At 63.2% G+C, this 21,253-nt stretch carries 24 protein-coding genes; 9 read left to right on the top strand and 15 right to left on the bottom strand.

The features are described 5' to 3' along the window. Positions 1-6: 6 nt before the first annotated feature. The 4 genes from WDS16_RS14455 to WDS16_RS14440 all read right to left on the bottom strand — a co-directional run bounded on the left by WDS16_RS14455 (position 7) and on the right by WDS16_RS14440 (position 3,006). The gene (locus WDS16_RS14455) at positions 7-1,143 is read right to left on the bottom strand and encodes an FAD-dependent oxidoreductase (RefSeq protein WP_338885949.1); all 1,137 of its coding nucleotides are present in this window, start codon (positions 1,141-1,143) and stop codon (positions 7-9) included. Continuing rightward, positions 1,140-1,727, bottom strand: a complete 588-nt coding sequence (locus WDS16_RS14450; RefSeq protein WP_338885948.1) for a giguanylate cyclase — start codon at positions 1,725-1,727, stop codon at positions 1,140-1,142. Before WDS16_RS14450 ends, WDS16_RS14455 begins: the two co-directional genes overlap by 4 nt. 136 nt (positions 1,728-1,863) lie before the next feature. Next, entirely contained in the window at positions 1,864-2,763 is a 900-nt protein-coding gene (locus WDS16_RS14445; RefSeq protein ID WP_338885947.1) for an alpha/beta hydrolase, read from the bottom strand. Positions 2,764-2,850: 87 nt separating this feature from the next. After that, a complete protein-coding gene (locus tag WDS16_RS14440; protein ID WP_338885946.1) occupies positions 2,851-3,006 on the bottom strand; it encodes a DUF6131 family protein in 156 nt (51 codons plus the stop codon). Between the two features lie 332 nt (positions 3,007-3,338). Here WDS16_RS14440 and WDS16_RS14435 point away from each other — a divergent pair, with 332 nt between their 5' ends. After that, positions 3,339-3,971, top strand: a complete 633-nt coding sequence (locus tag WDS16_RS14435; RefSeq protein ID WP_338893452.1) for a PAS and ANTAR domain-containing protein — start codon at positions 3,339-3,341, stop codon at positions 3,969-3,971. 15 nt (positions 3,972-3,986) lie between these two features. On the opposite strand, the gene WDS16_RS14430 is transcribed toward WDS16_RS14435, so the two are convergent. The 5 genes from WDS16_RS14430 to speB all read right to left on the bottom strand — a co-directional run bounded on the left by WDS16_RS14430 (position 3,987) and on the right by speB (position 8,122). Next, positions 3,987-4,535 carry a DNA starvation/stationary phase protection protein gene (locus WDS16_RS14430; protein WP_338885945.1) on the bottom strand — a complete coding sequence of 183 codons (549 nt, stop codon included), beginning with the start codon at positions 4,533-4,535 and terminating at the stop codon, positions 3,987-3,989. Positions 4,536-4,593: 58 nt separating this feature from the next. After that, positions 4,594-5,643 carry a TerC family protein gene (locus WDS16_RS14425; protein WP_338885944.1) on the bottom strand — a complete coding sequence of 350 codons (1,050 nt, stop codon included), beginning with the start codon at positions 5,641-5,643 and terminating at the stop codon, positions 4,594-4,596. Continuing rightward, complete coding sequence (locus WDS16_RS14420) at positions 5,640-5,795, bottom strand: hypothetical protein (RefSeq protein ID WP_338885943.1); 156 nt, start codon at positions 5,793-5,795, stop codon at positions 5,640-5,642. The genes WDS16_RS14425 and WDS16_RS14420 overlap by 4 nt, the downstream gene beginning before the upstream one ends. 154 nt (positions 5,796-5,949) lie before the next feature. Next, entirely contained in the window at positions 5,950-7,134 is a 1,185-nt protein-coding gene (locus WDS16_RS14415; protein ID WP_338885942.1) for a PucR family transcriptional regulator, read from the bottom strand. 19 nt (positions 7,135-7,153) lie between these two features. Continuing rightward, a complete protein-coding gene (gene speB, locus WDS16_RS14410) occupies positions 7,154-8,122 on the bottom strand; it encodes an agmatinase (RefSeq protein WP_338885941.1) in 969 nt (322 codons plus the stop codon). A gap of 121 nt (positions 8,123-8,243) precedes the next feature. Between speB and WDS16_RS14405 the strand changes: the two genes are divergently transcribed. From WDS16_RS14405 to WDS16_RS14395, 3 genes are read left to right on the top strand one after another with little or no spacing between them, the layout of a single operon-like run. Next, a complete protein-coding gene (locus tag WDS16_RS14405; RefSeq protein WP_422395833.1) occupies positions 8,244-8,891 on the top strand; it encodes a helix-turn-helix domain-containing protein in 648 nt (215 codons plus the stop codon). 1 nt (position 8,892) lies between these two features. Continuing rightward, complete coding sequence (locus WDS16_RS14400) at positions 8,893-9,723, top strand: carbon-nitrogen hydrolase family protein (RefSeq protein WP_338885940.1); 831 nt, start codon at positions 8,893-8,895, stop codon at positions 9,721-9,723. Then, positions 9,720-11,405: an NAD(P)/FAD-dependent oxidoreductase gene (locus tag WDS16_RS14395; protein WP_338885939.1), complete on the top strand. Its 1,686-nt coding sequence runs from the start codon at positions 9,720-9,722 to the stop codon at positions 11,403-11,405. The genes WDS16_RS14400 and WDS16_RS14395 overlap by 4 nt, the downstream gene beginning before the upstream one ends. Before the next feature lie 88 nt (positions 11,406-11,493). On the opposite strand, the gene WDS16_RS14390 is transcribed toward WDS16_RS14395, so the two are convergent. Together WDS16_RS14390 and WDS16_RS14385 are read right to left on the bottom strand one after the other, a co-directional pair. After that, entirely contained in the window at positions 11,494-11,973 is a 480-nt protein-coding gene (locus WDS16_RS14390; RefSeq protein WP_338885938.1) for an Lrp/AsnC family transcriptional regulator, read from the bottom strand. Positions 11,974-11,977: 4 nt separating this feature from the next. Next, positions 11,978-13,138, bottom strand: a complete 1,161-nt coding sequence (locus tag WDS16_RS14385; protein WP_338885937.1) for an FAD-dependent oxidoreductase — start codon at positions 13,136-13,138, stop codon at positions 11,978-11,980. Positions 13,139-13,198: 60 nt separating this feature from the next. Here WDS16_RS14385 and WDS16_RS14380 point away from each other — a divergent pair, with 60 nt between their 5' ends. After that, entirely contained in the window at positions 13,199-13,981 is a 783-nt protein-coding gene (locus tag WDS16_RS14380; RefSeq protein ID WP_338885936.1) for a tyrosine-protein phosphatase, read from the top strand. Positions 13,982-14,003: 22 nt separating this feature from the next. Then, positions 14,004-14,528 carry a peroxiredoxin gene (locus WDS16_RS14375; RefSeq protein WP_338885935.1) on the top strand — a complete coding sequence of 175 codons (525 nt, stop codon included), beginning with the start codon at positions 14,004-14,006 and terminating at the stop codon, positions 14,526-14,528. Here WDS16_RS14375 and WDS16_RS14370 read toward each other — a convergent pair. Next, complete coding sequence (locus tag WDS16_RS14370; RefSeq protein WP_338885934.1) at positions 14,511-14,648, bottom strand: hypothetical protein; 138 nt, start codon at positions 14,646-14,648, stop codon at positions 14,511-14,513. The genes WDS16_RS14375 and WDS16_RS14370 overlap by 18 nt on opposite strands. A 121-nt stretch (positions 14,649-14,769) precedes the next feature. Between WDS16_RS14370 and WDS16_RS14365 the strand changes: the two genes are divergently transcribed. Next, positions 14,770-15,891: a class I SAM-dependent methyltransferase gene (locus WDS16_RS14365; RefSeq protein WP_338885933.1), complete on the top strand. Its 1,122-nt coding sequence runs from the start codon at positions 14,770-14,772 to the stop codon at positions 15,889-15,891. 34 nt (positions 15,892-15,925) lie between these two features. Here WDS16_RS14365 and WDS16_RS14360 read toward each other — a convergent pair whose 3' ends face one another. Next, positions 15,926-16,348 (bottom strand): hypothetical protein, encoded by a 423-nt coding sequence (locus tag WDS16_RS14360; protein ID WP_338885932.1) that lies wholly within the window; start codon positions 16,346-16,348, stop codon positions 15,926-15,928. Between the two features lie 221 nt (positions 16,349-16,569). On the opposite strand from WDS16_RS14360, the gene WDS16_RS14355 reads away from it, so the two are divergent. Then, entirely contained in the window at positions 16,570-17,415 is an 846-nt protein-coding gene (locus WDS16_RS14355; protein WP_338885931.1) for a Bax inhibitor-1/YccA family protein, read from the top strand. Positions 17,416-17,491: 76 nt separating this feature from the next. Here WDS16_RS14355 and WDS16_RS14350 read toward each other — a convergent pair whose 3' ends face one another. Both WDS16_RS14350 and WDS16_RS14345 read right to left on the bottom strand, forming a co-directional pair. Continuing rightward, positions 17,492-18,712: an acetyl-CoA C-acetyltransferase gene (locus WDS16_RS14350; RefSeq protein WP_338885930.1), complete on the bottom strand. Its 1,221-nt coding sequence runs from the start codon at positions 18,710-18,712 to the stop codon at positions 17,492-17,494. A gap of 56 nt (positions 18,713-18,768) precedes the next feature. Then, positions 18,769-19,731 carry an SGNH/GDSL hydrolase family protein gene (locus WDS16_RS14345; protein WP_338885929.1) on the bottom strand — a complete coding sequence of 321 codons (963 nt, stop codon included), beginning with the start codon at positions 19,729-19,731 and terminating at the stop codon, positions 18,769-18,771. A gap of 107 nt (positions 19,732-19,838) precedes the next feature. Here WDS16_RS14345 and WDS16_RS14340 point away from each other — a divergent pair, with 107 nt between their 5' ends. Further along, positions 19,839-21,224: a cystathionine beta-synthase gene (locus WDS16_RS14340; RefSeq protein ID WP_338885928.1), complete on the top strand. Its 1,386-nt coding sequence runs from the start codon at positions 19,839-19,841 to the stop codon at positions 21,222-21,224. The last annotated feature ends 29 nt before the right edge of the window (positions 21,225-21,253 follow it).

The raw sequence follows: 21,253 nt of genomic DNA, 5'->3' as shown, positions 1-21,253 counted from the left end.
CGGCGGTCATGCGCTGAGGAATGCGGGCACCGGGGCGCCATCGAGAAGATGCTCGACGGCTGCGCGCGCGGCAACTGGTCCGACCAGGTTTCCGGTGCCGTTGTATCCGCCGAGGGCGATGACTCCGTCGTCCACAGTCGTGCAGAGTGGGCGGCCGTCCGCGGTGAAGCCGACCGACGCCGCCCACCTACTGGTCACCGTCACCGGATGCGCTGCCATCGACCGGGCCACCGATTCGATGTGTTGTTGAACTGTGGCCGTCGGTTCGTCCGATTCGGACCATTCGTCGTCCGCGAAAAGGTCGCGACCGCCGCCTACATAGAGTCGCCCATCGCTGTCCTGTTGTGCGTAGTCGTATCCCCAGCGCCCGTACACCGGGCACGGCAGGCGACGCGAGAGGACCGGCTCGGTCGCCAGCATCTGCAGTCTCGCTGTTCGTATTCGACCTCGTAACCGAGGGAAAATTCTTTCGAGGTTTCCATCCACTGCGACGATCACGAATGGCGCACTCACCGAGCCGTTTCGGGTATCGACGCGGCCGGATCGAATGGACGTGACAGGGGAATGCTCGAACAGTTGGGCGCGTCGGCGTAGCTGCGAAGCAAGTCCGAGTGCGCGGAGGGCAGGGTTCATGACCGCGTCGTCTGGAAGGAAGATGCCCTGACCCAATTCGTCGTCGTAGGTCTCTACAGCGATGCCGTGCTCGCCCAGAACCCGAGCCAAGATGCGGCAGTCGGACAACTCGACATCGTCGGTGCTTCCAGGGAGTCCGGCGAGCCGGATCGACCCGGTCCGCCGGATGACGCTCGAACCGAGCTTCGCTTCCAGCGAATCGATCTCGACGAGCGTCTTGCGGTACAGCTCGACAGCAACCTCCCCCCAGGACTCGATTGCAGAATGGAGAAAGCTGGCAGGACCACCGAGCAGGAAGCCGCCGTTTCGGCCGGCAGCTCCCGCTGCGGTGCGTCCGGCGTCGATACCGACCACGTCGAGGCCGCGACAAACGAGCGCATCCACCGCCGCGAGCCCGGACCCACCGAGTCCGACGACGCACACGTCCGCCGTCAGTGCATCATCGAGTACAGGTAGCCCTGCCCATGAGGCCACGATCGGGTCGTCGTCCCACGCCGGTCGGGTGCTCACTCGAACTCGAGCCTCATCGACCTCGATGCGAAGTGCAGCACAAGCACGAATCCACCGATCGACACCACTACCGGCAGCCAGACCACGACGGACATCAGCACGGCCACGTCCTCATATGCCACAACGTAAACCGCGATGAAACTCGTGGCGAGAACACAAAACAAGACATGAGAGGCCAACATCCACCGCTCGAAGAAGAATCCGACGAACATTCCGATCTCGATGAAGAACGCAGTCTTGCCCAGGGTGATCTCGGGTGGGAAGTCCGCCACTATCGTCGCTGCGAAGATCGCAATGTTCGCGATTACCACGAACGCGAACGCCTGGTTGAGCGTCGGCCAGGGTCCGAAGAGCCAGAACAGCCCCATGACGTACGCCGCGATCATCGAAGTCCATTGAACAGCTGTGGGGATGGGTGTGGTGGCTCCATACCCGAATCCGATCTCGAGGGTGACGACCAGTGCCATGCTGAGAGTTGCAAGCGCGATGATCTTCTTGACGATGCCTTGGACGGCAAGGGAGGACATCAAGTCCACTCCCCACTCGTAGTGCACTTCGGACGATGTGACTGCACTGCTGCTCATCCAATTCACCCCTTGTGTAAGGACCGCTGGTCGATTCAAACACAGAGGGTCCGGTTCGGGAGTCGCACCGCGCTGGATTGCTCTGTACGTGAACGGGGTTGGAGCGGCGATCGGTCGTCGGGGCGTCCGACCCTCCTTACGTCGTGTTCAGGACGGCTGCGATCACTGACAGCGCCCGCCGGCCTTCCGGAATCGGCAGCAACGGATAGACATGCAGCATCGAAGATGCTTCGTGGTAGTGCAACGAGGCACCGATCGACCGGCAGGCTTTCACAAGAGATCGGGCGTCTGCGTTCGCAATGTCCCGGGTTCCACTGAAGAGTGTGATGGGTGCGAGACCGTGTAGGTCGCCGCGAAGAGGACTGACCCTAGGGTCGTCGACCGGAAGTTCACCTCGGTAGAGTTCACCGGCAAGCCTCGTTCCCGGCACTGCGAGCCATGGATCGTGGGGTGCGATCTTCTCGATCTCGGGGTCGGTCATCGCGACATCCAACCACGGCGAGATCAGCACGATGTGTGCTACCGAAGTGACACCGGCGTCGCGAAGTTGTTGGGCCACAGCGAGCGCCATGCCGCCGCCGGCCGAATCGCCCATGAGTACGACGTGTTCGGAGCCGTACTCCATTGTCACGGACTCGGCGATCTCCGAGGCGTGTCCGACGGTCGTCGACGCCGTCTCTGTCGGGGCCAGGGGGTATATCGGTACGACGAACGTCGTGTCCGTTGCAGCTGCGAGTTTCGCGATCGTTCGCCAATGAGTGGCTGTTATCTCGGCGATGTACGCGCCGCCGTGGAAGTACACACTCGCGCGTGGAGGTGTCGAGTTGTGAGGGGAGACGCGGTACACCGGCCATCCTGAGGTGTCGTCACGCGTCACCGTGACTTTGCTCGTGACCGAACGTGGCGGTTCGTACGACCCCGGTGTCGCAAGGGTCTTGTCGATCCGAGCCATCGTGCGGTCGGCCGAACTGAATCGGCGTTTGGACCCCCGCAACGAAATGGCGAGGGGCATCAGGCGGGCGGCAAGACTGGTCACGCCTTCACTCTTGCACGAGAGTTTCCACACGAACGAGGCCCCACACTTTCAAGTGCGGGGCCTCGCCGAATGTCCACTACCGATGGATCAATAGAAAGTCTTACGTCCGCCCACCGCGCGACCGGTTGCGCCGAGGATGGTCAATACTGCGCCGACGACGACGAGAATGATGCCGATCGTGGTCAAGATGCTGATCGATGCAAAATACCCGATCAGGGCGAGGATGATTCCCAGGACGATCACTGTCTTACCTTCTTTCGATTTTCGGTGCCGCTGTCGCGACATCCGCCGACCTACGTTCGTTGATCGCCGAACTCTCACTGCGTACCCGGGGCGTTCCTCGCGTGGACGAAAACGCCACGACACTCCAAGTTGGAGCGCCGGGCAATTGGTATTACCCCGACAATTCGGGTTCGAAACGTTAACTAACGCCTACATTCTCGGATCGAGTAGTTAAAAGTGAAGCGAGCTGGTATTCCTTACTCATGCAGAGAGGGGCAACAGGGTCGGACGCGCGGTTGGACCTCCCGCCGGATAGCCCTTTCCCGTTCACCGTGGGAACTTTCGTGTACGACATGGCCAACGGTGTGTTGTCTTGGTCGGACGCGCTGTACGGCATCTACGGCTACGAGGTAGACGAGGTCACGCCGACGAAGGACCTGTTGTTGGATGCATGCCACCCTGACGATCGCGCCCAGGCGGCGGCCGCGATGTCGTTGACTGTCGCGTCCGGCATCGGGTGCGTCAACGCTCACCGCATCATCACCCCGTCGAACGACGTCAGGCATATCGTCATCGTGGGCTGTGGAATCACGGACTCGCACGGGGTAACGGTCGAGATATCCGGCTACGCCGTCGACGTCAGTCCAACTACGAATACCGTCGTTGCGGAGAGCGTGAAAGACGCGGTGGAGTCGGTAGTCACCTCCCGTGCGGTGATCGAGCAGGCGAAGGGCGCGCTGATGCTGGCATTCCGCGTCGACGCCGACACTGCATTCGGTGTTCTGTCCTGGCAATCCCAGATGCACAACGTCAAACTTCGGTCGCTCGCGGAACAAGTGATGCTCGACCTCCAAGGCTCCGGTCCGCTCGACGGCGACCTCCGCGCTAACGTCAGTCATCTCATTCTCACAGCGCACGAGCGTGTGCCTGTAGGCAGCGTAAAGCGCGCCCGTGCGAGGACGGACGCGCTTTACACCGATGTGTAGTGCGGCTGGGGAGTGTCAGCCCGCGTTGCTCGCAGCTTCGTTCTCGCTCTTCGCTCCCGACGTGGAGAGCTGGCCGCCCGAGTTCTCGAGGTGCGCGCGGACGAACCAGTGGAACAGTTCCAGCTGACCAGTCTGACCGATCAGCAGATCCTCTGTAACCGGATCGATGTCGCCGATCTCTTCGATCGCCTTGCGGGTATCCCCGATTACGCCGACGTAGACGAGGTCGAGTGCGCCGAGGTGCTCGATGGCGGTCGCACGACCGATCGAGTAGTCGTCCCACGTGCGTCCGTCGACGATCGTTCCCGGCGTTCCGTGGGCGGAGGAACCGAGTGTGGCGATCCGCTCGGCAATCTCGTCGGCGAACCCGCGGACAGCCTCGACCTGTGGGTCCAGCATCTCGTGGACCGAGATGAAGTTGGGCCCGACGACGTTCCAGTGAATGTGCTTGAGAGTCAGATGTAGATCGTTGTACGCGTTCAACCGATCTTGTAGGCGCGCGGCGATGTTTGCGCCCTCGTCGGTGCTCAATCCGGGCACGGTGTAGGAATTCGAATTGCTCATGACACACGGCTACCCGGGGTGGCTTCGTGTGAAACACCCCGGGTAGCGGACATTCGTCTTACTTCTGTTCCGAGTCCTTCGTCAGACTCGAGGTCCCCGCATCGACCGCGCCGGTACCAGCATCGGTTTCGGTTGCAGGGCCCTCGGCGACATCCGCGCCGACTGCGTCGGCGTCTTCCTTCGGCGGCTTCTTCAAGCTCAAGATGATCGAGCCTGCGAGTACACCGATGATCACCACCAGGCTGACCACGGACGGAATTTCTGGGATGGACGTGCTGATCACCTTGTGGCCGGCCTGCAGAATCAGCTTGACGCCGATGAATCCGAGGATGATCGCAAGACCCTTGGACAGGTAGTGGAACTTGTCGAGCAGCCCGGAAAGCAGGAAGTACAGCGCACGTAGTCCGAGGATCGCGAACGCGTTCGAGGAGTACACGATGAACGGATCGTCACTGACCGCGAGAACGGCGGGAACGCTGTCCACGGCGAATACGAGGTCGGCCGCTTCGATGGCAACCACCACGGCGAGCAACGGGGTAGCGACGCGCTTGCCGGCTTCCTTGACGAAAAACTTGGTGCCGTCGTACTCGTCGCGGACCGGGATGATCTTGCGGAGTAGCCGCACGGCGATGGACTGGCTCGGGTCGTACGATTCCTCGTCGTCCTTCATCAGCTTCCAGGCGCTGTACAGCAGGATCGCGGCGAAGACGAACAGAACGACGGTGAACTTGCTGACGATTGCCACGCCGGCCGCTAGGAAGATGCCACGGAAGACGAGAGCGCCGATGACACCGAAGAACAGCACGCGGTGCTGGTACTCGCGGGGCACCTTGAAGTACCCGAAGATCAGCGCGAACACGAAGAGGTTGTCGACAGACAGACTCTTCTCGAGCAACCAGGCGGTGGTGTACTCGACACCTGCTGTGGTTCCGAGGGTGGCGAAGACGACTCCGCCGAAAATCAGGGCGACGCCGACCCACAGTGCGCTCCACCACGCGGCCTCTTTGAAGCCGATGATGTGAGCTCCGCGGTGGGCGAGGAGGTCGATGGCCAGGAGGATGACGACGACGGCGGCGAATGCCGCCCATGCCCATACCGGGACGTTCATCGGCGAGTGTCCTTACTCGTAAGCCGAGACCCGAGGCTCTTCAACTTTGCCTGGTTCTCGGGTTTGGTGGCGTACGCACGTGCTTGCGCAATCAGCTTCTTACCTCGGGGGCTGCGGGAGAACACCTGCAGCTTCTGCATCAGTGACGCCATGAAACGGTGCTCCTTTCGGGCGACGATGTGGAGCGGCGGACCAACGGCCGCGACTACTCCAGTGTGCCTGTTGTGAATACGGCAGTCATCGTCGGATGTCGGACATGTATGCCCGTTTTCGATTGCCGGAAACCGGCAATTTTCGGCTGGTCTTTCAGTCGGCGGAAGGCCAGCCCAGAAGTCGAGCACCGTAGACGGCCGTTTGCAGAGCGAACCGCTCACTCGGTTCGCTCACGTCGTGGCCGGTCAACTCCGCTATTCGCGCGAGGCGGTAGGTGACGGCGCGGACCGACAGGTGCATCGAACGCGCGGTCTCCGCGGAGTTGCCGCCGGTACCGAAATATGTGAACAACGTGTTCAACAGAGGTTCGGCTCCGCCCCTCGCCGACAGCAGCGGTGTCAAGACTGTGTGCACGAGATCCGAGATCGCCGGTCGATCGTCCAACAACACCCGGTAGACAAGCAGCTCGCGAGCGTCGACCACCGGCGCATCCAGCCCGAGCTTGGCTCCGAGGTCGAGGGCATCGAGGGCTTCCCGATAGGACGACGCAACGCCGGTCACGCTGGGGCCGGTCCGCCCGACGCCTATCCTTCGGACCCACCCGGTCGAATCGCTCCGTCTCTCGGTGGCACTACGAACTCGCTCGACTACGTACTCGACCGCGGTGCGATCGGGCGCCGCGAATACGACGACCAACCGACCCTCCTTGCTGGCAACCAGGGTCTCGGAATCGGCCTTCCGGCCTTCCACTGCTCGCTCGACGTCGGTGATCACCGCACCGCCGTCGGTGAACGGTGTCGATGCTGTCACTACGACCACGGCATGCGGGCCGCTCAGATCCAGCCCGAAGTTCTCGGCGCGTCCCATCACCCCTGCGATGTCGGCACTTCCGGAGAGCAAGTCGTCGACGAACTCTCGCCGCGCCGAAACCTCCGCTCGAACGAGAGTCCGGCGCGCGAGCTGAAATCCTTCGGTGAGTTCGGCTACCGCGTCGTCGACGGCATGCAGCATGACCTCGCCCGCGGTGACGACGGCGTTCGGGTTTCGTTCTGCATCGACTACTGCCGGGAGGGTTCTCCACAACCGCCACGCCGAGGACAGATACAGATCGAGAAGTGCGCGAAGAGCGACTCCCTGGAGTGCGGCGGTGTCGCCGTGAGTACGCAGCGTACGAAGTTGTCGCCTCGACAATGGTCGGCCGTCGGCTACCGCAGACGTCAATACGTCGAGGAAGTCGCCGAGGAGGGCGGTGGACAGTCCGCCGGCGTCTTCGGCTGCGAGATCGGCCACGCGACCTCGAGTTTCGTCGCGCGCAGCCGCAGCGGGATCAGGTGTCATCGCGCACCATGATAGGTGTTCAGCGGTTCAGGGCCAGGACCGACAGAAGTTCGTACGCGACGTGCGCCGCAGCGATACCGGTGATTTCGGCGTGGTCGTAGGCAGGAGCAACTTCGACGATGTCGGCGCCCACCACATTCAGCCCGACGAGCCCGCGCAGCGTGTTCAGTAGTTCGCGAGAGGTCATGCCGCCGGCCTCGGGCGTCCCGGTACCGGGGGCATGGGATGGATCGAGCACATCGATGTCGACCGAGACGTACACGGGGCCTGTGTCCAGACGGGCTCGCATTCGGTCGACGATGCTCGCGACGCCGTCGAATTCGTAGTCGTCGGACCTGATGACTTGGAAGCCGAGGACGCGGTCGTCCTCGAGATCCTTTTCGCTGTAGAGGGGCCCGCGAATACCGATGTGCTGGGAGCGTTCCAGATCGATCAGGCCCTCTTCGCTCGCGCGCCTAAACGGGGTCCCGTGCGTGTACGGGGCTCCGAAGTAGGTGTCCCAGGTATCGAGATGGGCGTCGAAATGCAATACGGCCACGGGCCCGTGATCGCGAGCCAGCGAACGGAGAATGGGGAGCGCGATCGTGTGGTCACCACCGAGTGTGAGGATGGACGAGCCATCGGCACGGAGGCCTGTCACTGCGGATTCGACGGTCGCGAGAGCTTCGGCGATGTCGAAGGGGTTGACGCCGATATCGCCGAAATCGGCCACCTGTTGGTTGGCGAACGGCGACACCTTCAGGGCAGGGTTGTACGGGCGTAGCAGTTTCGACGACGCGCGAATGTGGCTCGGGCCGAACCGAGCTCCCGGCCGGTAGCTGACTCCGGAATCGAACGGCACGCCGAGGATGGTGACGTCGGCCCGCGAAACCTCGTCGAGACGCGGCAGGCGCCCGAACGTGGTCGGCTCGGCGTAGCGAGGCACCTTGGTGGCGTCGACGGGGCCAACGGGAGTGGCGGGACTGGCAGGTGAATCCGGGGTGCTCATCTTCCGCTTCTTTCGTCGAAGGTGACTCGCATCGACTGTGAGCGTCGTCGTGGTCGACCGACTTGTCAACTCATGTTTCCTCACGTGATACTCGTGGTGCACGCGCGAAGGAGGAATGACGATGTCGACGGTCTCGATGTCCACTGCAGCTGAACCGACGGCTGCTGAACCCACGGCTGCTGCGCCCAGAATCGGTAGGCGTCTCAAAGATGCGAGACGAGCGCGTCGACTGACCCTCGACGATGTCGCCGAAACGTGCGGTGTCACCAAGGGGTTTCTCTCGAAACTCGAACGTGACCACGTCAACCCGTCGGTGGCGACGCTGGTACGGGTGTGTGCTGCCCTCGATCTCGAGGTCGGATCCTTGTTCGACACTGCACCTGCCGGTGAGCTGGTGCGGGCAGGAGCGCTTCCTCGAGTCGCGTTCGGCGGCGAGAAGATGACGGAGTTCCTCCTTACGCCGTTGGGGGAGCGGAGAATTCAGGTTCTCCTCGGAGAGCTGGAGGCGGGCGGAGGTAGCGGTGCAGAAAGCTACTCCCTGCCGCTGGACGTCAATTTCGTGCACGTGCTCAGCGGCGGGTTGACCATACGGTTCGACGGCGATGTGCCCGGGGGCGTCGTTTCCGAGGAGGTCGTACTCGAATGCGGCGACGCCTTCACGTTCTCCCCGCGCCGACACCACAGCTTCGAAGCCGGTGACGTCGGTGCTCGCGTGCTCTGGGTGCTGAATCCTGCTCTACCCGAAAAACCTCCGTCGGTCAGGGGATGACATGGTTGCGCACCTACGAGCAACGCTGTTCCAAGGTCCGGAATTCTCCGGCGAGACGTCCGACAATCTCGACGTGATCGCCCGCGCTGCCGAAGATGCATCTTCGGTCGGCGCGGACATTCTCGTCACTCCCGAGATGTCGGTAACCGGTTACGACATCGGCGATCTCGTCCGGACTCGTGCCGAACCGGCGGACGGTCCCATTTTCGACGCTGTGGCAGCGCTCGCGCGGCGAACGGGGGTCGCAATCGTCTACGGCTACCCCGAGCTGTCCTTCCAGACCCACGAGAATGCGCCGGGCGTCTACAACGCGGTTCAGGTTGTCGGGGCCGACGGCTCCTCGCTGGCCAGGTATCGCAAGACCCACCTGTTCGGCGATCTGGACCGCGGGCACTTCTTACCCGGTGCCGAACTCGTCGTCCAGTTCGAGATGAACGGAGTAACTTGTGGACTGCTGACGTGTTACGACGTCGAATTCCCTGAAGCGGTTCGCGCGCATTCGGATTCCGGAACTCAGTGGCTCATCGTTCCCACTGGTCTCATGGTTCCCTTCGACATCGTGGCAACACATGTGGTGCCGGCACGGGCATACGAAAGCCAACTGTTCGTCGCCTACGTGAACAGGTGCGGTCGCGAAACCGATCTGCAGTACTGCGGACTCAGCTGTGCCATCGGGCCGGACGGGGCCGAACTCGGTCGCGCTGGACGCAGCCAGGAGTCCATCACCGTCGACATCGACACCGCCGCGTTGGCACAGTCGAGATCGGTCAACACCCATCTGGCCGACCGCAGGTCGGACCTGTACTCGGCAGACGGAAGAGGAAGTTCATGACCACACCCGTGACTCCGGACAGCACGTCCGCCGACGAGGACGAACGCCCGTTGACGATGTTCGGACCCGACTTCCCGTTCGCGTATGACGACTATCTGGCTCACCCCGGTGGACTCGGCCATGTACCGGATTCCGCGGTGGGAACGGAAGTGGCGATCATCGGCGGCGGATTGGCGGGCATGGTCACCGCATTCGAGCTGATGAAACTCGGCATGAAACCGGTTGTCTACGAATCGGACCAGATCGGTGGACGCATGCGGTCGGTACCTTTCCCGGGACATCTCGGTGTGGTCGCCGAGATGGGTGCGATGCGTTTTCCTCCGTCGTCGACGGCGCTGTTCCGCTACCTCGACATGCTCGGGTTGCAGACCGAGCCGTTTCCGAACCCGCTTGCCGAGGCAACCCCCAGCACCGTCATCGACCTGAAGGGCGAAAGCCACTACGCACACGTCCTCGACGATCTCCCGGAGATCTTCGCGGAGGTTGCTCGCGCATGGCAACGCACCTTGGAAGACCACGCCGATCTCGTCCCGCTGCAGCGGGCGATCCGTGCGCGGGACGCCGCAGCGATCAAGAGACTGTGGAACGAACTGGTCGTCCGCTTCGACGACCAGACGTTCTACGGTTTCCTTGCTGCGTCCGAGCACTTTCGGTCGTTCCGACTGCGGGAAGTCTTCGGTCAGGTCGGGTTCGGAACCGGTGGGTGGGACACCGACTATCCCAACTCGATACTGGAGATACTCCGCGTCGTGGTCACCGCGGCCGACGATCACCACCGGGGCATCGTAGGTGGGGCGCAGCAGTTGCCCGTCGGACTGTGGAACACAGAAGTGGAATCGAAGTATTGGCCTGCCGGTACGTCGGTGGCGTCGCTGAACGGTGGGACTCCGTTGCCGCGGGTAGTCGGTCTGCGGCGGACCGCCGCGGGAATCGTCGTGCGCGACAGCAGCGGCGACGAACGGACGTTCCCCTCGGCGGTGGTGACAGCTCAGAGTTGGATGCTGCTCAGCACCATCGCGTGTGACGACGACCTGCTCCCGATCGATCATTGGACCGCAATCGAACGTACCCACTACATGGGGTCGACCAAGGTCTTCGTCCTCGTGGACCGACCGTTCTGGAAGGACAAAGATCCCGCGACCGGACGCGATATCGTCAGCATGACGTTGACCGATCGGATGAGCCGTGGAACGTACTTACTCGACCAGGGTGACGGGCGACCAGGATTGATCTGCCTGTCCTACACGTGGTCCGACGATTCCTTGAAGCTGCTGGCACTCGACGCGGCAGAGCGGACCGACATCGTGTTGCGTTCACTGGAGGGGATCTATCCAGGAGTCGACTTTCGATCCCACATCGTCGGCGAACCGGTCAGCCTGTCCTGGGAGACAGAACGGGACTTCATGGGCGCCTTCAAGGCCAATCTGCCCGGACACTACCGGTACCAGGAACGGCTGTTCGGCCACTTCGTGCAGGACTCGTTCGAAGATCGCCACCGCGGGATCTTTCTTGCCGGCGACGACATCTCCTGGACCGCCGGTTGGGCCGAGGGCGCCATCCAGACCGCGCTCAATGCGGTCTGGGGCGTCGTACATCATTTCGGCGGTGCGTCTGTTCCCGGCAACCCCGGGCCCGGAGATGTTTTCGGCGAGTTGGCGCCCCTTCGGCTCGGCGACCTCTAGCGAGTCTCGATCGAGAGGAATCCCTCGATGGGCTACCGTCGAAGTAGATCGGCGCCGCGTCGGGGGCGGCGCCGGTTCGAGACTCGTATCAGCTGGATTGTCTTCCTGAGGCCCGGTCGAGCAGGGGTTTTGTCCGGTATGGGATGAGTTCGCTCATTGCTATGGACATGTTGGTCCGTTCCACTCCAGGAACTTCGAGAATCAACCCGGCGACTCTGTAGAGGTCGTCCGCATCGACTGCTGCGATCCGAATGTGCATGTCCGAGGCGCCGGAGAGGCCGAAAACCTCGAGCACCTCCGGAATTGTCTCGAGGTGGTCGGTGACTTGGGAGAGCTTGTGCTGATCGACCCGAGTCGTCACGAATGCCTGTAGCGCGTAGCCGAGACTTCGTGGTCGGACCCGATGATCGATCGGGGTGAGAGCCTCCTTGTCCTCCCACCGAGTCAGCCGTGCCTGAACGGTGTTGCGAGACAGGCCTAGGCTGTTCGCCAGCTCTACACCGGTCGCGCGTGGCTTGTCGCACAGAGCGAGCAGTAGGCGGGCGTCGGTTCGGTCGAAATCGGTCATCGGTTCACGGTAGTGGGCCTGCGTTCGTGGCACCCGATCGGCCTGGGGCCAGGTCAGCTACGCGTAGACCACGAGACACAAGGTCGTCCGGCGGATTGTCACCGCGCACGAGGGCAGCGCCGACGCGAGCGAGCGCGGCGCACGTCTGGATCCCATATCCACCCTGGCCCGCGCACCAGAAGAAGCCGTCGAGTGTGGGATCGAACCCCACCACGGGGGTTCTGTCTGCGACGAAGCTGCGCAGGCCTGCCCACGAGGATCGGACGTGGCGAGCCGTCAGAGTCGTTGCCTCGGCGATGGCGTCGAGTGCACGCGCAATTTCCATCTCGTCGGGGCGAGCATCGCGCGGTTCGCTCGGCGTCTCGTCAGCGGGCGAGCACAACATCTGGTGCCCTTCCGGTTTCAGGTAGAACGATTCGTCGATGTCGCTCAGCGTCGGCAACGTCGTGGTGTCGAGTTGCTCGGGTGCAGCGACCATGAAGATCGTTCGCCGCAAGGGACGGAGGCCGACTCGGCGGGCACCTGCTGTCTCCGCGATCGAATCCGCCCAGGCGCCTGCGGCATCGACGACGACCGGTGCTCGATGGACGGTTCCGTCCGCGGACTCCAGATGCCATAGGCCGTCCCGACGCTGGAGGCTCGCGACTCGGCTCGACGTGGCGACGACGCCACCGCGGGCGCGCAGGCCGCGGACGAAACCTTGGTGCAGCGCATGGACGTCGACTTCCATCGAACCTGGTTCGTACAGAGCCACATCGACATGCTCGGGGCGAAGGAGCGGGAAGAGGTCCTTGGCTTCCTGCGGGGTGAGCAACTGTGCGTCGGGCGTGAAATCGCGTACCCGAGCGAACACGGACTCCAGTGCGGCCCCGCGGCCACGTGCTGCGAACTGGAGCAGCGACCGAGGCGAAAGCAGTGCGGAGTCCCAATGGTCCGGCGGGTCGGTGAGGAAACCCCGGCTTGCCGTGGTGAGGGCGCGGATGGCGTCGTTGCCGTACGTCTCGAGGAACAGTGCGGCCGACCGTCCGGTCGTATGGAACGCCAACGTGGATTCGCGTTCGAGCAGACATACAGATCGATCGGTGGCGAGTTCGTATCCGATCGACACACCGGCGATACCACCGCCGACAACGATCACGTCGAACGCCGCATTTCGATCGCTCATGCGCCTGAACACTACCGGCCGCCGAGGTCTGGGCCGCCGAGGTCTGGATAGTGTGCTCACATGCCAGGAATCGAATCGACCGACCAGTTTCGGTTGTCGGGCGCGTGGAACTTTCGTGACGTCGGAGGTGCGCGTACCGCTGACGGGGAGGTCGTGCGTAGCGGAAAGCTGTTCCGGTCGTCCGAACTCAGCCGGCTCGACCCCCGGGGTGTCACTGAATTGGAGACACTCGGCGTCCGGCACGTATTCGATTTGCGTGGTGCGTCGGAGATCGAACGCAGCGGCATCGACCGGGTACCTGCGAGCGCGACAGTGCACAACGTCCCCTACGAGCACCGTAAACGTGAGAAAGCACCGCACGAGGTCGGTGCTGTAGTGGACCCGAATGCCCAGCGGGAATACATGATCCGCGCGTACACGTCTTATCCGTCACTCGACGGTGCCCGGGCAGCCATCAACACGGTTGCGGGTGCACTGATCGAGGGTGACGGTGGAGTTCTGGTCCACTGTGCTGCGGGTAAGGACCGCGCCGGATGGACTGTTGCAACCGTGCTGCGGGCGGTGGGAGTCCACGAGCAGGACATCCTCGCCGACTACATGGCCAGCAACACTGCCATCGAGCCGCTCAGAGCGCATCTCCGATCGGTGTGGCCGACCGGAATCGACGGATCGCCGATCGAATTGTCCGATGCCGTCGTCGGCGTCACAGAGGCGTACTACCTGCGCGGGCTGGAGGCCGTTCGGGAACTGTACGGTTCGTTCGACGGGTACCTCGACGCACTCGCGCTCGACCGCGCATACGTCGACAAATTGAAATCCGCACTGCTGGAATCGACCGATTGAATCGACACGTACCCTGACCACCATGCGTACTGGCCAAACGGCGCCGGATTTTCGGCTACCGGATCACGAAGGGACCACCCGGTCCCTCAGTGAACTGTTGGCCAAGGGTCCGGTGGTCCTGTTCTTCTATCCAGCTGCCACCAGCCCGATCTGCACTGCGGAGGCGTGCCACTTTCGTGATCTGGGCCGTTCGTTCGAGGCACTCGGTGCTCAACGGGTCGGAATCAGTACCGATACGACCGACAAGCAGTCGCATTTCGCGTTGCAGCGATCCTTCGATTTTCCCCTGCTTGCAGACTCGGATGCCTCGGTCGCGGAGCAGTTCGGGGTGCGGCGCGGCAGTTGGTTCGCCAGGCGCAGACGCAAGAAGGAAATAAAGAGCCGTTCCTCTCACGCAGCACAGCGAGGGTTTATCCGGCAGCTGCTGTCAGTGAAGAGGACGACGTTCGTCATCGATCGAAATAGGGTGGTGCGATTGGTTGTGACCAGTGAGCGCGCCCATGTGCACGCCGATCGAGCGTTGGACTACTTACGCTACCTGTCCTGAGTTGTCTTCTCCGCTGAAGAGCGTCGTGTAGACGGCAGGCTTCGTGTTCTCGGCAGGGGCGTCGACTGAAGAGTTGTCGACGTGGCTGAACAAAGCCTCGGTTTTCTTCGATGGTTCCATTCCACGAGCATGCTCTCGATTTCGGTAAAACGCCACTCGGACCCGCGGAGACGCACAGCAATAGATTCGATACGTCCATCGTGTTTGGAATGCAGTCGAACGGAGTGGGAGAATCGCTTTCGTGCCAGACCTCGAAACGGTCCTTGCGGGACTTCGCCGCCGCCCCGACGCCGAGGCAGCGAACCTCTTCGCCGTCGACGCCGCAGATCGACTGATCCTCGACGCGGTGAGCGAGGCTATCCCGGATCTCGAAACTCGGACGATCGCCGTGATCGGGGACCGGTACGGCGCTCTGACGCTCGGGCTCGCGGCTCGACATGGGGTGACCGGTGTGCGCGTCCATCAAGATTCGTACACGGGAGAGATCGCCCTCTCGCACAACGCAGTCGATGCCGGACTGTCGGGTGTATTCGAACACCGCGGTCTGGATGAGACGCTGCTGGACGGGGTGAATATCGTTCTGATGCAGCTCCCTCGGAGCCTTGCCGAGCTCACCGACATCGCCGAGACCATCGCACTGTTCGCAGCCCCCGACGTCCAGGTGTTCGCCGGCGGACGAGACAAGCACATGACGCCCGCGATGAACTCGGTGTTGGGTGCGTCCTTCGAATCCGTCTCCGCGGGCAGAGGCCGTCAGAAAGCCCGCGTTCTCCGCGCCGCGCTGCCGGTTCGTCCGCAGTCCCCGACCTATCCCGTCACTGCGGTTCTCGGTGACGTAGATCTCACGGTGGTCGCCTACGGGGCAGTGTTCGCCGGTGCGAAATTGGACATCGGCACTCGATACCTCGGTGGCTTCGAGAAAAAGATGATGCCCGGCGCCGGGCAGATCGTCGATCTCGGCTGCGGCACCGGCATCCTCGCGTGTCTGCTGGCCCGGGCCCGACCCGACGCCACAGTGCACGCCACGGATCGTTCCGCAGCGGCAGTGGCGTCGGCTCGCGCAACTGCGGCAGCGAACGGACTCGACATCGAGGTGTCGCGAGACGATGCCATGTCGACCTACCCGCAATCCTCGGTGGATTTGATCGTCTGCAATCCACCGTTCCACGAGGGCGCTTCGCTGCACACGGGCAGCGCCGAGAAACTGTTCGAGGCAGCACGGAGGGTGCTGAAGCCCGGCGGCGAGATGTGGACGGTGTACAACTCGCACTTGAACTATCGGCGGGCACTGGCCGATACCGTCGGACCGACCGCAGTGGCGGGGAAGAACTCGAAGTTCACCGTCACCCGGTCGGTCGTCTGAGCTCAAGGCTGCGGAGTGACTGGATGCTGCGCAGCTATTCGACCGGCCCGCCGTCCTCGGGCGTCCCGCTGATCTGACCGCGATCGCGCCCACGGTCCTCGACGAGGGTTCCTTCGATGATTTCCGCTTGGCGCTGGCCATCCGCATAGTCGATGTCGGGGTCCTCGTCGGAGGCGAGGATTTCGTGATCGACGAGTTCTTCTGTCAACTCCTCGTCAGGAGTTTCGGCTACGGAACGCCCGTCGTCCTCGAGTGCGGTGTCGGGCTCTTCTTCGCTCAGCTTCTCGTCCAGGCTTTCACCTTCGAGCGCTTCGTTCGCTGTGGTGCCGAACCTATCGGATTCGCTGTAGTGATCGGGCGGATCCACCACGGTGTCGCCGTCGTCGTTGCGAAGCTCGTCCGAGTCGAGGCTTTCGCTTTGGTCCAATGTGTCGCCGGGTCCGTCTTCGATACTCATCACGCTATTGTCCATGCCCGCAACGGCACGGGAGGAAACTCGGTCGCCGGATGCTCTATCGAGGGGTAGACACGGTAAAGTCCGAATTGTCGGATGTTGGGGTCAGTCCGACTGGGAACTTTTGTCCGTATGTGGCACGTTCTACGTACAACAGCTGGGGAACTCCCCGGCGAAGGCCTGAAACATAGAAGGGCTCGCGCTCTTAGAAGGGAAGTGACACGGTGCGCACCTCCAGCAATCCGGTCTTCCGCAACCTGCCCAAGCAGCAGGGCGGCGGATACGCAACGTTCGGCACTGCAACAGCAGGTGCCTCGCAGGCCGCGCAGTTCGGCCAGCCACAGACTCAGGCCGATCCGTACCAGACCGGTCCCGACTCGCGGGCGATGACGATCGACGACGTCGTCACCAAGACCGGCATCACGCTCGGTGTTCTCTCGATCACCGCGATCGTGGCGTACTTCCTCGTCGACAACAACACCACCCTCGCTGCGCCCTTCGTCATCGGCGGCGGTCTCGTAGGACTCGGCCTCGTGTTGTTCGCGACGTTCGGGCGCAAGATGGACAACAAGGCCGTCGTGCTCGCCTACGCGGTCGCCGAGGGCTTCTTCCTCGGTGCGCTTTCGTTCATGTTCACCGACGTCGAGTTCGGTGGAGTCGGCGGCAGCGCCCTCATCGCACAAGCCATCCTCGGCACGTTCGGTGTGTTCTTCGGCATGCTCGTCGTCTACAAGACCGGTGCAATTCGCGTCACTCCGCGTTTGACGCGCATGATCATCGGCGCCCTCATCGGCGTCGTGGTTCTTGCCCTCGGCAACCTCGTCGCCAGTTTCTTCATGGACGGCGGCTTCGGCCTCCGTGACGGCGGCCCGATTGCGATCATCTTCAGCCTCGTATGCATCGGTATCGCCGCGTTCAGCTTCCTGCTGGACTTCGACCAGGCCGACCAGCTGATCCGTGGCCAGGCTCCGGAGAAGGCAGCGTGGGGCGTCGCGCTCGGACTGACCATCACCCTGGTGTGGTTGTACGTCGAGATCCTGCGACTGCTCAGCTACTTCAACAACGACTAGCAGTACGGCAAAGGCCCCGCACTCACCGTGAGTGCGGGGCCTTTCGCATGTCAGGCCGACATGCCAGGGCTAGCGATCAGCTGAGGCGTTCGAGCACCATAGCCATGCCCATTCCGCCGCCGACACACATGGTCTCGACACCGAACGTCTTGTCCTGCGTCTTCAGGTTGTTCAGCAGGGTCGTGGTGATGCGTGCACCGGTCATGCCGAAGGGGTGACCGACTGCGATGGCACCGCCGGAGATGTTGAGCTTGTCGTGGTCGATTCCCAGGTCACGGGCAGAGCCGAGAACCTGGACCGCGAATGCCTCGTTGATCTCGAACAAGTCGATGTCGGAGATCGACATGCCCGCGATGGCCAGGGCCTTGCGGGTTGCTTCGATCGGCCCGAGGCCCATGATCTCGGGGGACGTGCCGGTGACGCCGGTGGACACGATCCGTGCCAGTGGCGTCAATCCGAGTGCCTTCGCCTTGGTGTCGCTCATGATGACGAGCGCCGCAGCACCGTCGTTGAGGGGGCACGCATTGCCGGCGGTCACGGTGCCGTTCGGCCGGAACACTGGCTTGAGCCCGCTGATCTTCTCGTAGGTGGTGCCGGCGCGCGGGCCGTCATCGGTGGACACGACGGTGCCGTCGGGCAACGTGACCGGGGTGATCTCGCGCTCGAAGAAACCCGAGTTGATTGCTTCCTCGGCGCGGTTCTGGCTGCGGACCGCCCAGTGGTCCTGTTCCTCACGGCTGATGCCCGTCAGGATCGAGACGTTCTCAGCGGTCTGGCCCATCGCGATGTAGGCGTCGGGGAGGTCGCCGTTCTCGCGGGGGTCGGTCCAGGTGTCGGCGCCCTCTTCCTGTGCCTTCTTGGTGCGGGCTTCCGCGTCGGCGAAGAGGGGGTTGTGGCTCTGCGGGAGCGAATCCGAGCTGCCGTGGACGAAGTTGGAGACGCTTTCGACGCCTGCGGAGATGAACACGTCACCTTCGCCTGCCTTGATGGCGTGCAGTGCCATGCGGGTGGTCTGCAGCGAGGACGAACAGTAGCGGGTGATGGTCGTTCCCGGCAGGGAGTCGTAGCCGAGGAGAACGGCAACGATGCGTGCGAGGTTGTTTCCCTGCATGCCGCCGGGGAGACCACAACCGAGCAGCAAGTCGTCGATGTCCGTCGGGTCGAGCTCGGGCACCTTGGCGAGCGCGGCGGCCACCATCTGCACGGTCAGGTCGTCGGGACGAATGTCCTTGAGTGATCCCTTCATCGCGCGGCCGATCGGGGAACGGGCGGTACTGACGATTACTGCCTCTGGCATGAACTCTCCTTGGTTGGCGTGCTTAGAGAAGAAACGACCTGTACTCGAACTTATCGCTACCCGTTCTGCGCCTCGATCTCGGCATCGCGACGGCGCAGAAACCGATCGAGTGACGCAGCGGCACGGGGAACGAATTTTCGAGATTCCGCAGCAGCGGACACCTCGGGAAGGTCGGGGAGTGGACCGCCGTGCCACTCGCCGAGAGCGGCGGCGAGCACCGGCAGCAGTTGACGCGCCGCGAGCTCGTATCCGGCTGCCGATGGATGGAAGCGGTCGGCAGAGAACATCGTGTCCGGGGCCGCAAGGAATTCGGGCGCCAACAGGTCGGCCAACGCCACCGGATGACCTCCTGCCTTCAACGTCGCGTCGGTCTGCGCCCGGGCCAGGCGTCGGCCCCAATTTCGCACCACGGTTCGCAGGGGTTGGGGGATCGCGGTGACGACACCGAGATCGGGACAGGTTCCGACGACCACCACCGTCCCCTTCGCCGTGAGGCGTTCGACGGCATTGCCCAATCGGGCGGCGGAGGCTGCGATGGAGAACTTCTTGGTGACGTCGTTGGCGCCGACGAGGATGACCGCGGCGTCGGGCGGCGGGCCTGCGACGAACATGGCGTCGACCTGTCCTTCCAGCCCCTTCGACGTGGCCCCGGCAATTGCTTTGGTGCTCAGCCGTATTCGCTTGTCGGTCTCCTCGGCCAGACCGCGAGCCACGAGCACTCCCGGCACCTCGGCGGCGACAGCGCAGCCGACCCCGGCCGCGGTCGAGTCCCCGAAGATCATCAGATGAATATCGGCCGAACTTCCGATACGCCACCGCTCCGGGGTGAGGTCCCCCGGTCCGTACACGCCGTCCGCCTCGGGTGGCTTCGCGGTGGATCGCCCGATGACGCCACGCGCCGACGTCGCCTGCGACATCAGGTGCTTGTACGCGGCCCACGATGCGGTCCCTGCTGAGGAGCCTGCGATCACTGTTGCGGCGCCGGCTTTGGCGGCACTGCGCCACCTGTTCACCGGCACGGTTTCACTCCTACGATCTGCGCCACGCCCTACATCGTATGCACTCTTGCCGAACACTCCCGGCGGTACCGAGAAGCCGACTTCCCGTCATCTGGGAAGATAGGTGCATGCGCATCGCTCAGCACATCACCGAACTCATCGGCAACACCCCGTTGGTCCAGCTCTCCTCTGTTGTCGGTGACAACGCGGGGACGGTCGCTGCCAAGATCGAATACCTCAATCCGGGTGGTTCGTCGAAGGATCGGATCGCGATCAAGATGGTCGACGCCGCGGAGGCCTCCGGCGAACTGAAGCCGGGTGGAACGATCGTCGAACCGACGTCGGGCAATACCGGCGTCGGATTGGCACTCGTGGCCCAGCAGCGCGGATACAAGTGCGTGTTCGTGTGCCCCGACAAGGTCGGCGAGGACAAGCGCAACGTGCTGCGCGCCTACGGAGCCGAGGTCGTCGTCTGCCCGACTGCCGTGGCACCGGAGGACCCCACCAGTTACTACAGCGTCTCGGACCGACTCGTCCGTGAAATCGACGGTGCCTGGAAGCCGAACCAGTATTCCAATCCGGCAGGACCGCAGAGCCACTACGAGACCACAGGGCCCGAGATCTGGGCCGACACCGACGGAAAGATCACCCACTTCGTCGCGGGTGTCGGCACCGGCGGCACGATCTCCGGAACGGGCAAGTACCTCAAGGAGATCTCCGGCGGAAAGGTCAAGGTCATCGGAGTCGACCCCGAAGGCTCCGTGTACTCCGGCGGAACGGGTCGTCCGTACCTGGTCGAGGGTGTCGGCGAAGACTTCTGGCCGTCCGCGTACGACGCGTCCATTCCCGACGAGATCATCGCTGTCTCCGACGCCGACTCGTTCGACATGACCCGTCGTCTTGCTCGCGAAGAGGGTCTGCTGGTCGGCGGATCATGCGGAATGGCGGCTGTGGGCGCGATCAAGGTTGCCGAGCGTGAGGGGCCCGACGCTCTCGTGGTGGTGTTGCTGCCCGACGGCGGACGCGGCTATCTCGCCAAGATCTTCAACGACGACTGGATGTCGTCCTACGGTTTCCTTCGCTCACGGCTCGACGGCAAGGTCGACGAACCATCCGTCGGCGACGTTCTGCGTGGGAAGTCGGGTGCGCTGCCCGACCTCGTGCACACGCACCCATCGGAGACAGTGCGTGACGCCATCGAGATCTTGCGGGAGTACGGCGTCTCGCAGATGCCGGTTGTCGGTGCGGAGCCGCCCGTCATGGCGGGCGAGGTCGCGGGCAGCGTCACTGAGCGTGATCTGCTCAGTGCGGTGTTCGAGGGGCGGGCGTCGTTGGCGGACTCGGTCGCACAGCACATGAGCGCGCCGTTCCCGCTGATCGGTGCCGGCGAGCATGTCTCGGACGCCACCAAGGCGCTCGGCGAGACCGATGCGTTGATGGTGGTCGAAGAAGGCAAGCCCGTCGGCGTCATCACGCGCCACGATCTGCTGGGCTTCCTGAGCAAGGGGGCTTAGCTTCGGGGCGACTCCGTCGCCAGTGGCAT

Origin of the sequence: Rhodococcus sovatensis, assembly GCF_037327425.1 — a bacterium.
GTDB lineage: Bacteria > Actinomycetota > Actinomycetes > Mycobacteriales > Mycobacteriaceae > Rhodococcoides > Rhodococcoides sovatense.
This window is presented reverse-complemented; position numbering and strand designations above follow the sequence as displayed.

What these genes read in the sequence shown, in the direction of transcription:
- WDS16_RS14425 (WP_338885944.1), bottom strand. Translation starts at nt 5,643, where the DNA reads ATGAACGTCCCGGTATGGGCATGGGCGGCATTCGCCGCCGTCGTCGTC.
- WDS16_RS14340 (WP_338885928.1), top strand. Translation starts at nt 19,839, where the DNA reads ATGCGCATCGCTCAGCACATCACCGAACTCATCGGCAACACCCCGTTG.
- WDS16_RS14350 (WP_338885930.1), bottom strand. Translation starts at nt 18,712, where the DNA reads ATGCCAGAGGCAGTAATCGTCAGTACCGCCCGTTCCCCGATCGGCCGC.
- WDS16_RS14450 (WP_338885948.1), bottom strand. Translation starts at nt 1,727, where the DNA reads ATGAGCAGCAGTGCAGTCACATCGTCCGAAGTGCACTACGAGTGGGGA.
- WDS16_RS14405 (WP_422395833.1), top strand. Translation starts at nt 8,244, where the DNA reads ATGTCGACGGTCTCGATGTCCACTGCAGCTGAACCGACGGCTGCTGAA.
- WDS16_RS14420 (WP_338885943.1), bottom strand. Translation starts at nt 5,795, where the DNA reads ATGGCGTCACTGATGCAGAAGCTGCAGGTGTTCTCCCGCAGCCCCCGA.
- WDS16_RS14360 (WP_338885932.1), bottom strand. Translation starts at nt 16,348, where the DNA reads ATGAGTATCGAAGACGGACCCGGCGACACATTGGACCAAAGCGAAAGC.
- WDS16_RS14385 (WP_338885937.1), bottom strand. Translation starts at nt 13,138, where the DNA reads ATGAGCGATCGAAATGCGGCGTTCGACGTGATCGTTGTCGGCGGTGGT.
- WDS16_RS14375 (WP_338885935.1), top strand. Translation starts at nt 14,004, where the DNA reads ATGCGTACTGGCCAAACGGCGCCGGATTTTCGGCTACCGGATCACGAA.
- WDS16_RS14380 (WP_338885936.1), top strand. Translation starts at nt 13,199, where the DNA reads ATGCCAGGAATCGAATCGACCGACCAGTTTCGGTTGTCGGGCGCGTGG.
- WDS16_RS14390 (WP_338885938.1), bottom strand. Translation starts at nt 11,973, where the DNA reads ATGACCGATTTCGACCGAACCGACGCCCGCCTACTGCTCGCTCTGTGC.
- WDS16_RS14370 (WP_338885934.1), bottom strand. Translation starts at nt 14,648, where the DNA reads ATGGAACCATCGAAGAAAACCGAGGCTTTGTTCAGCCACGTCGACAAC.
- WDS16_RS14395 (WP_338885939.1), top strand. Translation starts at nt 9,720, where the DNA reads ATGACCACACCCGTGACTCCGGACAGCACGTCCGCCGACGAGGACGAA.
- WDS16_RS14400 (WP_338885940.1), top strand. Translation starts at nt 8,893, where the DNA reads ATGGTTGCGCACCTACGAGCAACGCTGTTCCAAGGTCCGGAATTCTCC.
- WDS16_RS14430 (WP_338885945.1), bottom strand. Translation starts at nt 4,535, where the DNA reads ATGAGCAATTCGAATTCCTACACCGTGCCCGGATTGAGCACCGACGAG.
- WDS16_RS14415 (WP_338885942.1), bottom strand. Translation starts at nt 7,134, where the DNA reads ATGACACCTGATCCCGCTGCGGCTGCGCGCGACGAAACTCGAGGTCGC.
- WDS16_RS14435 (WP_338893452.1), top strand. Translation starts at nt 3,339, where the DNA reads ATGGCCAACGGTGTGTTGTCTTGGTCGGACGCGCTGTACGGCATCTAC.
- speB (WP_338885941.1), bottom strand. Translation starts at nt 8,122, where the DNA reads ATGAGCACCCCGGATTCACCTGCCAGTCCCGCCACTCCCGTTGGCCCC.